The organism is Dyadobacter sp. CY345, from assembly GCF_021502725.1.
Classification (GTDB): Bacteria; Bacteroidota; Bacteroidia; order Cytophagales; family Spirosomataceae; genus Dyadobacter.
Genome location: NZ_JAKFFS010000002.1, coordinates 515617 through 527978 on the forward strand (window position 1 = coordinate 515617; position 12362 = coordinate 527978).

The 12362-nt window shown below is 41.2% G+C and carries 12 protein-coding genes and 1 riboswitch; of the genes, 6 read left to right on the plus strand and 6 right to left on the minus strand.

Translation table 11 applies throughout. The features are described from left to right. Positions 1-9 precede the first annotated feature (9 nt). The gene (locus L0657_RS11825; protein ID WP_235151005.1) at positions 10-945 is read right to left on the minus strand and encodes an LD-carboxypeptidase; all 936 of its coding nucleotides are present in this window, start codon (positions 943-945) and stop codon (positions 10-12) included. A 53-nt stretch (positions 946-998) separates the two neighbouring features. Beyond that, on the minus strand, positions 999-1319 hold the full coding sequence (locus tag L0657_RS11830; protein ID WP_235151400.1) for a DUF721 domain-containing protein: 321 nt from the start codon (positions 1317-1319) through the stop codon (positions 999-1001). 201 nt (positions 1320-1520) lie between these two features. Beyond that, a riboswitch (SAM riboswitch) is annotated at positions 1521-1630 on the plus strand. Positions 1631-1819: 189 nt separating this feature from the next. Between L0657_RS11830 and L0657_RS11835 the strand changes: the two genes are divergently transcribed. The 6 genes from L0657_RS11835 to L0657_RS11860 all read left to right on the plus strand — a co-directional run bounded on the left by L0657_RS11835 (position 1820) and on the right by L0657_RS11860 (position 7649). Continuing rightward, on the plus strand, positions 1820-3124 hold the full coding sequence (locus L0657_RS11835; RefSeq protein ID WP_235151006.1) for an O-acetylhomoserine aminocarboxypropyltransferase/cysteine synthase family protein: 1305 nt from the start codon (positions 1820-1822) through the stop codon (positions 3122-3124). An 84-nt stretch (positions 3125-3208) separates the two neighbouring features. After that, entirely contained in the window at positions 3209-4261 is a 1053-nt protein-coding gene (metX, locus tag L0657_RS11840; RefSeq protein ID WP_235151007.1) for a homoserine O-acetyltransferase, read from the plus strand. 133 nt (positions 4262-4394) lie between these two features. Beyond that, entirely contained in the window at positions 4395-5138 is a 744-nt protein-coding gene (locus L0657_RS11845) for a M48 family metalloprotease (RefSeq protein WP_235151008.1), read from the plus strand. A 47-nt stretch (positions 5139-5185) separates the two neighbouring features. After that, positions 5186-6094 carry an AraC family transcriptional regulator gene (locus L0657_RS11850; RefSeq protein WP_235151009.1) on the plus strand — a complete coding sequence of 303 codons (909 nt, stop codon included), beginning with the start codon at positions 5186-5188 and terminating at the stop codon, positions 6092-6094. An 85-nt stretch (positions 6095-6179) separates the two neighbouring features. Continuing rightward, positions 6180-6944, plus strand: coding sequence for an SDR family NAD(P)-dependent oxidoreductase (locus L0657_RS11855; RefSeq protein WP_235151010.1), 765 nt, complete (start codon positions 6180-6182; stop codon positions 6942-6944). 228 nt (positions 6945-7172) lie between these two features. Next, positions 7173-7649, plus strand: a complete 477-nt coding sequence (locus L0657_RS11860) for a DUF1440 domain-containing protein (protein WP_235151011.1) — start codon at positions 7173-7175, stop codon at positions 7647-7649. On the opposite strand, the gene L0657_RS11865 is transcribed toward L0657_RS11860, so the two are convergent. The 4 genes from L0657_RS11865 to fdhD form a co-directional block, all read right to left on the minus strand. After that, entirely contained in the window at positions 7650-8420 is a 771-nt protein-coding gene (locus L0657_RS11865) for a glycerophosphodiester phosphodiesterase family protein (RefSeq protein ID WP_235151012.1), read from the minus strand. It lies immediately after the preceding gene. 398 nt (positions 8421-8818) lie between these two features. Continuing rightward, positions 8819-11149, minus strand: coding sequence for an FdhF/YdeP family oxidoreductase (locus L0657_RS11870; RefSeq protein WP_235151013.1), 2331 nt, complete (start codon positions 11147-11149; stop codon positions 8819-8821). Between the two features lie 2 nt (positions 11150-11151). Continuing rightward, positions 11152-11520, minus strand: coding sequence for a DUF7009 family protein (locus L0657_RS11875; protein WP_235151014.1), 369 nt, complete (start codon positions 11518-11520; stop codon positions 11152-11154). Between the two features lie 7 nt (positions 11521-11527). After that, positions 11528-12358 carry a formate dehydrogenase accessory sulfurtransferase FdhD gene (gene fdhD / locus L0657_RS11880; RefSeq protein ID WP_235151015.1) on the minus strand — a complete coding sequence of 277 codons (831 nt, stop codon included), beginning with the start codon at positions 12356-12358 and terminating at the stop codon, positions 11528-11530. Positions 12359-12362 lie beyond the last annotated feature (4 nt).

Below are 12362 nucleotides of genomic sequence, written 5' to 3' on the forward strand. Positions count from 1 at the left end.
ACTCGTGTTTTATATAATCGTAGGAGCGGAAGACAAAAAGTGCAGTTCCACGCCGTCTTTATTAACATCCAGATAAGCATTCAGTCCAACGCCAATCGCCCGGTTATCTGCCACATGGCCGACAGGAAAATCGAAGGAAACCGGATAATCGAATTCTGCAATATGCTCTTTGATGATCTCGTTGGCAGTTTTTCCAAATGAAGGATTTGAATTGTCCCGCATGTCAGTGAATTGTCCAACGATCAAACCGGCCAGATGACTTAGTTTACCTGCCCGTTTCATCTGGATCATCAGACGGTCCAGATTGTATAGATATTCGTTTACATCTTCAATAAAAAGAATCTTTCCTTCGGTATCGATTTCTATTTCTGAGCCGATCATATGTGCAAGCAAACAAAGGTTGCCGCCAATCATTTCGGCCACAGCGCTACCCGTTGTATTAAAGTCATGAGGAGCGACAGAATAACCCGGAAGTTCGCCGAATAGTATTTGTCGCAAAGATTCCGCGGCTTTTTCAGCACCCTCCAATGTCATGGATTTCACCATGGGCGCATGAATTCCTGCATAACCTAACTGATATAACTTAGAAAGTACGACAGTCAGATCACTAAAACCAACAATCCATTTTGGAGATTTCAGGTAATTGGTGAAGTCAATTTTATCAATAATCCGTGAACAGCCATAACCGCCACGCGCTGCAATAACTGCCTTGATAGATGGATCGTCAAGCATCATTTGCAGGTCTTCGATCCGGTCTGCGTCACTGGCTGAAAACTGATTGAAAGAAGATTTTAGCGTTTTTCCTTCAACAACTTTTAATTTCCATTGATCTTGCAGCAGGCTGATTCCAGGCAGTAAATCTTCATAATGGATGCAACTTGCGGGAGCAACAATCCCTATTTTATCACCTGGTTGTAAAAATGGCGGAATTTGGATGGTGGGCATAAAGTAATTAGGCAGTGACGATGGGCAGTTAGCAGTTTTTTGCTGGTTTGGTATTAGATAAACACAACATCTTCAACGAGGTCCGATTTCATTTCCCTGTTGATGAGTTCGATGATCTTGGATTTTGCACGAACAAGTTCGTTTCTTAAAGGTGCAGATTCGATCTGAAGAAATAGGATCCGGTCTTTAATATAAATATTCTTTGTTCTGGAAGCGATGGCCGATCCCATGATTTTATCCCAATGTGCCACAACATAGGACTGGTCAAACCTGCTTCTGAGCTTGTAGCGTTCGAGCATTTGATCAATCGCTTCTTTCAGCGGAGTAATCCCAGGTTTTCTGGAAGATTTTTCTTTGTCGAAACGATAATGTATGGCCATAAACAGATACTTTGGACAAAGATAGAATAAAGCGACGAACGCCGGAAGTTAAAATTTTTGAAACGCTTAAAACTTGGGTATAACGAAATTGTGAATTTCTGTTTACATCAAATTTTCCACGCGATATTTGTTTTTCCGCACTTCCGGGCTTATTATTGCAACATCAAGTCAATTCGCTTTCACTTTTCAGCGGTTGATTTATAAAGAAGAGGCGAGAGAATGGGCTCTACGAACCTCTGGCAACCTACTCCTGCGTCGGAGAAAGGTGCTAATTCCCACCTAAGCTGTTTTAGGAGATATAAAATCAAACGCGCATGAACTTATTACAAGAAAATTCCGCTAGCCGGAGGGCTTTATCCTCATATCTGATTTTGATAAGCAAAAGCTTTTCAATGCTATTTCCGTATGCCGTTTTACCACCAGAACGATGTCGGTTTCTACTGAATGTTGCCATTACTAAATATTTGCCGCACAAATAAACCTTACAAACAGTTATGTCAAACACAGCTTATCAGTTCGAAACACTACAACTTCATGCAGGTCAGGAACCTGATCCGGTAACCCATTCGCGTGCAGTTCCAATCTATCAAACGACTTCTTATACTTTCGATAGCTCTGAACATGGGGCAAATCTTTTTGCTTTGAAAGAATTTGGTAACATCTATACCCGGATCATGAATCCGACGACAGATGTTTTTGAAAAAAGACTTGCGGCGCTTGAAGGCGGTGTGGCAGCTTTGGGTGTTGCATCAGGCCATGCAGCGCAATTTCTTGCCATCAATAATATTACAACAGTCGGTGACAATTTTGTTACTACTTCGTTTTTATATGGAGGAAGTTACAATCAATTTAAAAACTCGTTTAAAGGCATTGGTGTTGAAGCGCGTTTTGCAGACGGCGATGATGTTTCGAGTTTTGAAAAACTGATTGATGAGAAAACAAAGGCGATTTATCTGGAAACGATTGGTAACCCAAGTTACAGCATTCCGGATTTTGAAGCTTTTTCAGCACTGGCAGCGAAATATGACCTGCCGATTATTGTTGACAACACTTTTGGTGCGGGCGGAGCAATTTGCCAGCCTATCAAATGGGGTGCTCATATCGTTGTTGAATCGGCCACGAAGTGGATTGGCGGACATGGTACCACGATGGGCGGCGTGATCGTCGATGCAGGAACCTTTGACTGGGGAAATGGAAAATATCCTCAATTTACAGAACCATCAGGAAGTTATCACGGATTGGTTTTTAACGATGTTTTTGGTAAAAATGGTCCGTTTGGAAATATCCAGTTTATCATTCGCGCACGAGTTGAAGGTTTGCGTGACTGGGGGCCGTCTCAAAGTCCGTTCAACTCTTTCCTTTTATTGCAGGGATTGGAAACATTGACTTTGCGTGTTGAGCGTCAGAGCGAAAACGCACTGGCCATCGCTAGCTGGCTGGAAGCGCATGATGATGTGGAATATGTAAATTATCCGGGGCTGGCGAGCAACAAATATAAGGCACTTGCTGACAAATATTTGACAAGAGGTGCCGGTTCTGTTCTTTCTTTTAAACTAAAAGCGGGAAAAGAAGCAGCGGATCGTTTTGTGAACTCAGTGAAACTGACGAGCCATTTGGCCAATGTTGGCGACTCTAAAACTTTGATAATCCATCCGGCAAGTACTACCCACTCACAGCTTTCTGAAGCGGCGCAGGTCAGTGCAGGCGTTGCTCCGGGATTACTCCGGTTGTCCGTTGGAATTGAACATATTGATGATATAAAAGCAGATCTTCAACAGGCTTTCGAGGCTGTGAAGTAGTGAATTTGTTCTGAAGTGAATGACTGAAATTCACTTCAGAACTTTTAAATAGTTGTAGAATTTAAACTTTGTGCTCTGGCACGTATGCAAGCGGAACAAAAGATTTTTAGATATCCCTACGCTTATCCATTAGAGTTGGGACGTGAACTGCCTGGTTTTGAATTATCGTATACCACCTACGGTACCCGAAATCCGGAAGATGATAATATTGTCTGGATATGTCATGCATTAACCGGAAACTCCAACGCCGCTGAATGGTGGGATGGCTTGGTTGGAGAAGGTAAATATTTCAATTCAGAGAAAGATTTTATTATCTGTGTGAATGTCCTTGGGTCGGCGTATGGTTCAACCGGGCCGCTTTCCATCAATCCAATAACACAAAAACCTTATTTTCGCGACTTCCCGACGATTACTGTAAAAGACGTTGTTGGAACATTGGAAATTCTTCGCCAGGAACTGAATATCAATAAGATAAAAATGTGCATCGGCGGATCTTTGGGTGGACAGCAAGCACTTGAATGGGCCGTTGAAGTACCGGATCTTTTCGAAGAACTTATTTTGATCGCATCCAATGCGCTGCATTCTCCATGGGGCGTAGCTTTCAATGAATCACAGCGGATGGCGATCGAAGCGGATCAGACCTGGAATGACAACACCGAAGATTCCGGGAAAATGGGTATGCGTGCGGCCCGTTCAATGGCTCTGCTTTCTTACCGAAATTACGATACCTATAATTTCACCCAGGCGCGCGACAATCCTGACCAGATCGATGATTTCCGTGCGTCGTCTTATCAGCAATATCAGGGCGATAAATTTGTGAAAAGATTTAACGCATATTCTTACTGGATTCTTTCAAAAATTATGGATTCGCATAATGTTGGAAGAAACCGTGGAGGAATTGTGCATGCGCTTGGTTTGGTTAAAGCAAAAACTTTGGTCTTAGGCATAAAGTCTGATTTGTTATTTCCGCTTACCGAGCAGCAATTTGTGGCAAGACATATTCCTGACGCCGTTTTCCAGGAAATCGATTCCTTATATGGTCACGATGGATTCCTGATCGAATACAAACAACTGACGCAGGTGATACGGGCCTGGCAGGAAACAAACGGACAATTGCAGATCGCTAAAATCGGCTAGCTCCATATATTTAAACTTTTGAAAAGTCCTGTGTTTGATTACGCAGGACTTTTTACTTTTATAGAAAAAAGTGAATTGCCGCAGATAAGTAATCTTTAAGGTGACAGAAAATTTTATGAGAAAATAATTTAAAATGCCTTTCAAACGCAGCCACAAATTTCTGATTATAAGTGCGGTATTTATTATTGTAGTGATGGTGTTTTTGCTTTTGTCAAGAAAAGCGCAGATCAATCCGGTTACTGGTGAAGAGCAGCAAATTACCTTAACACCAGATCAGGAAATTACATTAGGGATTGAATCGGCACCGCAACTGGCGATCCAGTTTGGTGGGATATATCAAAAAGACCACGCAGACGAGAAAATTAAATCTATTGGCAGAATACTTGTTTCATCATCTGATATTGCCAAATCTCCATACCAGTTTGATTTTCACGTTTTGGCTGATTCTCATACTGTTGATGCATTCGCACTTCCCGGCGGGCAAATATTCTTAACATTGGGTTTGTATAAAAAACTTAAAACCAATGACGAGATCGCCGTAATTTTAAGCCATCAGATAGGCCATATTATCGGACGACATGCTTCTGAGAAGTTGTTTAAAAGCAGTGTTTTTGAAGGAATATCAACGCAGGATACCATTCTGGTCAAAGATTTCTCGCCGAGGATGATTTCGAAATATTTGTCTGATCTCATTACGCTTAATTATGATGAGGAGGAAGAAAATGAGGCGGATCACCTTGGCATTGGTTACGCAACCCAAGCCGGATTTAACCCGGATTCTTTTTCAAAGGAATTTTTTAAAGAAAAAAATTCCAATAAGAAATCACAACTGTTTTTTGATAAACACTGCGGTTTTTTAAAGCGTAAGAGAAATTAGATACGGTTCAGCAGAAGTATAAAAATTGAATTTTGTAACTTTGCGCTATGTCAGAAATTATCACAGTTCAGGATTTTTATAAGGATGCTTCTTTGCTGATTCCGGAAAGAATTCAGAAAGAAATTGGCCATTTTAATATTTTCAGAACGGAGGAAATCGTTGCCACTTCCAAAGGAAAAATGCCTTACAACCGAAGATCTTACTATAAGATCAGTTTGATTATCGGTAAAAGCACGGCGGAATATGCTGATAAGGTTATTGAAATTGAAGAAAATGCGCTATTGTTCGCTACACCTCAGATCCCCTACAATTATCATCCGCTGACCGATAAACAGGCCGGAATCTTCTGCATTTTCTCTGAAGATTTTTTCAGAGAAAATTATGCTGGTTCGCCCATCTCAGATTTCCCCGTTTTCCAACCAGGAGGCAATCCGATCTTTTTTCTCAATCCCGAAAAAATCGAAGAAGTGAAAATGATATTTGGCAAAATGATGAAAGAGTTGGCGTCGGACTATGCATTTAAGTATGATCTGATTCGAAATTACATCATAGAGCTGATCCATACCGGTCAAAAATTACAGCCTGTTTCAGGACTTCACGTTGAGACAAACGCGACCCGCCGCGTTTCTTCTTTGTTTATGGAATTGCTGGAAAGGCAATTTCCTCTGGAACCTCCGCACCAGAAATTGAAATTACGGTCAGCAAAAGATTATGCGGATCAGCTATCGATCCATGTGAATTATCTCAATAAAGTGCTGAAAGAAATGACCGGCAAAACCACGACGGCACTTATTCTGGAAAGGATTGTGCAGGAAGCCAAAATACTTCTTAAACATACAGACTGGAATATTTCGGAAATTGCTTACTGCCTCGGATTTGAGGAACCCGCGCATTTTAATAACCTTTTCAAAAAACATACAAGCCTTACCCCAAAATCTTTCAGAGCCTTGATTTGAAATTTGCAATTCCTGATTTGAATTCCGCAAAGAGCTGATGACTGCTGATGATACCTTTGTTTTATCAAACAAAAAATAAAAACAAATGGAATCGACGAATAAAATAGCATTAGTGACAGGCGGAAGCAGAGGTCTTGGAAAAAACATGGCACTCAGCCTGGCGCAAAAAGGAAATGACGTTATTGTTGTATACCGCAGCAATGAAAGCGAAGCAAATGAAGTTGTTTCAGAAATTGAAAAATTAGGTCAGAAAGCCGCAGCGATACAGCTGGATGTTGCAAACACAAAAGCTTTCGATCAATTTTTTGAAACAATCTCTTCCTTATTAAAAGAAAAATGGAACCGCGATACATTCGATTTCCTTATTAATAATGCCGGAATTGACAGGAATTCGGCTTTCAAAGATACCACGGAAGAAGATTTTGACGAGCTGTTCAACACACATTTCAAAGGTGTCTATTTCCTTACACAAAAGGCGCTTCCATTTCTTGCAGATGGTGGTAGAATAGTAAATCTGTCCACAGGCCTTGCCCGTTTTTCAACACCTGGATACGCAGCCTACGCTTCCATGAAAGGTGCCATTGAAGTGTTTACAAAGTATCTGGCCAAAGAACTTGGTGGTCGCGGAATCACAGCAAATGTGGTTGCGCCTGGCATTATCCATACGGATTTCACAAAGAAAGCATTTGCTTCTCATGAAGGAATGGAAGGATATATAAATTCTATCACAGCCTTGGGCCGCGTTGGTTTGCCGGAAGATATTGGTGGAATTGTAGCATTTTTGTGCAGTAAAGAAGCTGGCTGGGTAACCGCTCAACGTATTGAAGCATCTGGTGGAATGAACCTATAAATTTATAATTACTATGTTAAGAGACCTGGATAGAATTCATTGTGAATTTATCCAGGTCTCTTCGTATTATATTATCTATCAGATACTTATAGTCGAGATTATTTTTTATGGTCAAACAGGCGGTATTTGATAGATATAACTTAATTAATATAAAATTGAAAATAAATATTTTATAAATTGAAAATTACTGTGTATCTTAATTGGAAATATCAGTAACATTCGAGCCTTATGTATGACCGTTCTCCATTTCCAACAATTGTTCTGGCGGCTTTTCTGGCGGGCCTCCTAGACCTGGTTTTAGCCATCATCGTGTATTCAGTTTTACTGGATAAAATTACGGCTGTTCAAATCCTGCAATCTGTTGCCAGTGGCGCTTTCGGAAAAGCTGCTTACGCCGGAGGGATTCAGATGGCTGCGCTCGGTATCGTGTTTCACTTTATGATTTCGCTGCTCTTCACCATCTTTTACTTCCTTGTATACGCGCGCTTAGAATTCTTGCGGCATCATGGCGTAATCAGTGGTATTGTTTACGGTATTTTTATCTGGATGGTCATGAACCTGATCGTGCTCCCTATTGTGTTTTCAGGTATGCTGCCTATGGATCCCAGTGCCGCCATTATTGGAATGAGCATCATTATTTTAGGCGTTGGACTTCCTGTTGCGCTGATCGCCCATTTTTATTACACTCGTTCAACACAGTATTAATTACTTTAAAAGCTCAAACAATTGTTCAGGTTCATTGGTCGTGATAAAATCAACTTTTTTATCAATGAACCATTGCATCGTGGCTTTATCATTAACCGTCCAGGCGTTGGTGGTCAGTTTTTCCTTGTGCATATCATCAATGTAAGTCTCATTCTTTTTGTATACTGAGTAATGATAATCGATACCTGACAAACCTGCTGCAAGGATTTCGGCTGGCGTTTTATCACCGTTCAGATATTCCACGTGTGCCTTTGGAGCAAGTTCTTTTACCTTTAAACAAACGTCAAAATCGAAAGCGATGTAGTCCGTAATTTTTTCAACTTTCAGCGCCTTAACCATCTCAACACATTTTGTTGTCAGAGCCAGTGAGCGTTCTTTGCTGATCCGTGACGTTTTGATTTCGAGAATCAGGCGTGTTTTTTTCTGGTTTTTACCAGCTTTCAGATATGCTTCAAGGGTAGGTAAGGTTTCTCCATTTGCCAGTTTAATCTGAGATAATTCCTGAGATGTCGATCTCTCAATATCTGTTGCTTTGATGGTATGATCGTGGTTTACGAAAAGCACTGAATCAGCAGACATGTGTACGTCAAACTCACTTCCATAACAACCCAACTTGATGGCGTGCTCCAATGCTGCGATTGAATTCTCCGTAGCACCAGTATTTTTCCAGGCACCTCTGTGGGCGATAACTTTTGATTTATTTTGAGACATACCTTCAATAGAGATCAGGCAAAACAAGGAAATGGCAAATGCCAGAATGTTTTTGTTCATTTTATTAGATTTAAATGTTACTACAAGGTCGCGAAAATACACAATAGAAAGTCGGGAGGTGTTAGGAATTTATTAAGAAATTCTGCGAAAAAGCCGGAGTAGGTATTGCAATGGCTAAAGCCTGAGAAGTTTCTGGATATGAAACAGCCCAAGGTTGAAACCTTGGGTTAGGGCGAGTCAATTCCGGAGGTCGATATCAAAAATTCTGTTAAAAGCCAAAGTGGGTCTTGCAATGGCTAAAGCCCGGGACTTTCCCTGGTTGTGAAACAACCCAAGGTTGAAACCTTGGGTTAGTTAGGCGAGTTAATTCAGACGTTGAAACTATCAGTGTCAGCACTGCATCGCATTAACCCAAGGTTTCAGCCTTGGGTAGCATAGACCAAACCAACCTTCCGGCTTTAGCCATTATTCACTGACATTTCTTCCACATGCTTTTTGACTTTCAGAATAACCTGCTTTGATGTTGGCGTATTGCTCTTGTCAGCGACACTGGTGACGGGTACAAGCACATTCGTTTCAGGGAAATATGTGGCGGAACAACCTTCCGGAATTGGATATTTTACAACAATGAATTTATTGGCAACACGTTCAATTCCGTCATGGTTATTTAATAGATCAACAATATCACCGTCCTGCAAACCACGGCTGGCGATATCTTTTTCATTCATTAAAATCACCCGTCGTTCATTGTAAATTCCCCTATACCGGTCATTCAAACCATATACCGTTGTATTAAACTGGTCATGGCTGCGAATCGTCATCATCATCAACTCGTCATTTTCCATAGGCATTGTCGTTATCTCGGCAACATTGAAGTGCGCTTTTTTAGATTCCGTATTGAAGACGCCGTCACGATTACAGTTAGGCAGATAAAAACCTCCGGGTATTCTTACCCTGTTATTATAGTCTTCAAAACCAGGTATCGTTTTTTCTATTGCATCACGAATAACATCGTAATGTTCGGTGAATTTGTTCCAGTCAACGATACTATTCTCACCGAAAAGTGATTTTGCCAATTTGCATATGATCAGCGGTTCGCTTAATAAATCATCAGAAATCGGCTCTAAAACGCCTTTTGAAGACTGGATAACACCCATTGAATTTTCGCAGGAAACGAACTGATTTTCACCATTGACGAGATCCTTATCACTTCTTCCCAAACAAGGCAGGATGATCGCCTCCTCACCATGCACCAAGTGGCTGCGGTTTAATTTTGTTGAAACATGCACAGTTAAGCTGCATTGTCTCAAAGCCGCGGCCGTAAAATTAGTATCAGGCGTAGCGGAAAGAAAATTACCTCCCATGGCAAAAAATACTTTTGCTTTGCCGGCGTGCATGGCTTTGATACTATTCACTACATCCAGCCCATGTTCTTTGGGTGGAGTAAATTTAAAATTCTTTTCTAATTTTTCAAGTAAAGCAACAGGAGGCTTTTCGAAAATTCCCATTGTTCTGTCACCCTGGACGTTACTATGCCCTCTGACCGGGCAAGTGCCGGCGCCGGGTTTTCCAATACTTCCCTTTAACAACAGCAGGTTAACAACCTCCTTAATCGTGTCAACCGAATTTTTATGTTGGGTCAGACCCATTGCCCAGCACACAATAATCTTGTTTTTATGTTTTAAAATCTCAACCGTTTTCTGAATTTGTTCCAGCGGGATACCGGAGATTTTTACCAGTTCATTGAGATTTTGAAGCTTTAAATGCTGTTTAAATTCAGCGACGCCGAGCGTGTTTTTTTCAATAAAGTTTAAATCGAGCACCGATCCCGGATTTTTTTCATCTTCCTGAATCAGTAAGATCTGGATCGCTTTCAATAAAGCCATATCCCCGTTGATCTTGATATGCAAAAAAAGATCAGTCAGATCGGTATCAATATCAAGAACTCCTTTTACCGTTTGTGGATTGCTAAAACCCATTAAGCCGGTTTCTGGTAATGGATTTGCTGAAATAATTTTTGCACCATTCTTTTTCGCTTTTTGCAGCGCGGTGAGCATTCTTGGATGATTCGTACCAGGATTTTGCCCTAGAATGATAATTGCTTCGGCTTCGTAGAAATCAGCAAGTTTTACAGAACCTTTACCAATTCCCAATGATTCGCCCAATGCAACGCCACTACTTTCGTGACACATATTGCTGCAATCAGGGAGGTTATTTGTACCATATTGCCTTACTAAAAGCTGATATAAAAATGCAGCTTCGTTACTGGTTCGGCCGGAGGTGTAGAAAATCGCTTCGTCAGGAGAGGATAGATTTTTCAGCGAAGATGCTATTTTTTCAAAAGCATGCTCCCAGGATATGGGCTGATAGTGTGTTGCTCCTTTCGCTAGAAACATCGGCTGAGCGACCCTTCCTTTACTACCGATCTCGTAATCCGACAGTTTAGCCAGATCCTGGACAGCATTTTGTGAGAAAAAAGCTGGGGTCAACTTTTTCGCTGTTGCTTCCTCTGCCACCGCTCTTGCACCGTTTTCGCAATATTCTGCCACGCCGGAACGCTCGTCGTCAGGATCCGGCCAGGCACAGCTCGGACAATCGAATCCCCCTTTTTTGTTCAGGCTCCATAGCGCTTTCATGCCTCTTGCAAACCCTGCTTCGCCAACAACTTTCTCCATGCTGGAAACAACCGCAGGGATTCCGGCTGCTATCGTTTTAATTTCTCCTCTTTTTAATCCGGTAAATTTTTCCGGATTTTCTGCTGCCGGCGTTGATGAATTTTCTTTGCTCATAACTAACAGTTTTTGTTCGGGTTCTCGAAATTGTCCGACTGGTCTTCGGAAGTATTGTCCAGGCATTTGAAATCTTTTTCCAGCAAAAGATATAAAAAATCCGTCTCACTGATTGGCATATTTGCTTCAAATCCGACGATGTTATTGGCTGGCCAGTTTTCCAGTAATGATTCAGGAACAAACATGATAATTTGATTGTCATCGTAGGATGCCGACAATTCCTTGATGCCAGCGATACTTCTCAGACAATAACCAAACGAGGAGTTTAGAAATGATGTTTTTTCTTCAACCATACCTTCGTTTGCCAATTGGTTGACCTCAGATTTAGAAAGTCTGATACGAATGGAATTTCCCTGAATGCGTATTTTCATAATTTTATTAAATCCTGATCCGGCTGCTTCCCGAATAAATATTAAATCTGTTTTTACCTAAAAAACCAATCAGGGTCATACCAAATTCTTCGGCCAGTTGTAATGCCAAACTGGATGGCGCACCAATTGCTGCCACTATTTTAATCCCGGCCATACTTGCTTTCTGGATCAGCTCGAAACTTGCTCTTCCGCTTAACAGCAAAATATTTTGGTCCAAAGGTAACTTGTCTTGCAAAAAAGAAGCACCTATAAGTTTGTCCAAAGCATTATGCCGGCCGACATCTTCCCTCAGCATAATCAGGTTGCCTTCGAGATCGAATAAGCCAGAAGCATGAAGGCCTCCTGTGTTCTGAAAAACTTCCTGTTGCTTTTTTAGGACATTTTGTAAGTTATAAAATAAATCGGCTGACACAGAAAGATCGTCGGATTGATCCGTAAATGAAGATACCGTTTTAATAGCGTCAATGCTGGATTTTCCGCAAACTCCGCAACTGGATGTCGTGTAAAAATTTCGCTCAGCAGTTTGCAATCGCGGAGTCTCTTGATCTGCGAACGTGATCAAAACTTTATTTTCGTCCCATATATCAGTCTCAACTTTGCTGACTTGGTTGGGGTTATGAAGAATACCCTCTGTAAATAAAAAACCTGTCGCCAGTTCTTCGTCGTTACCAGGCGTTCTCATCGTGACTGATATACTTTTCCTGACCAGTTGCCCTTCGGATTGGTATAAAACCTGAATTTCCAGCGGCTCTTCAACCGCGATCAGGTCATTTTCTTCTGTGAAACTTTCGTTATTAACTTTCTTTATTCTTATATCTCTTACTGCACTTTTTTGCATGAAA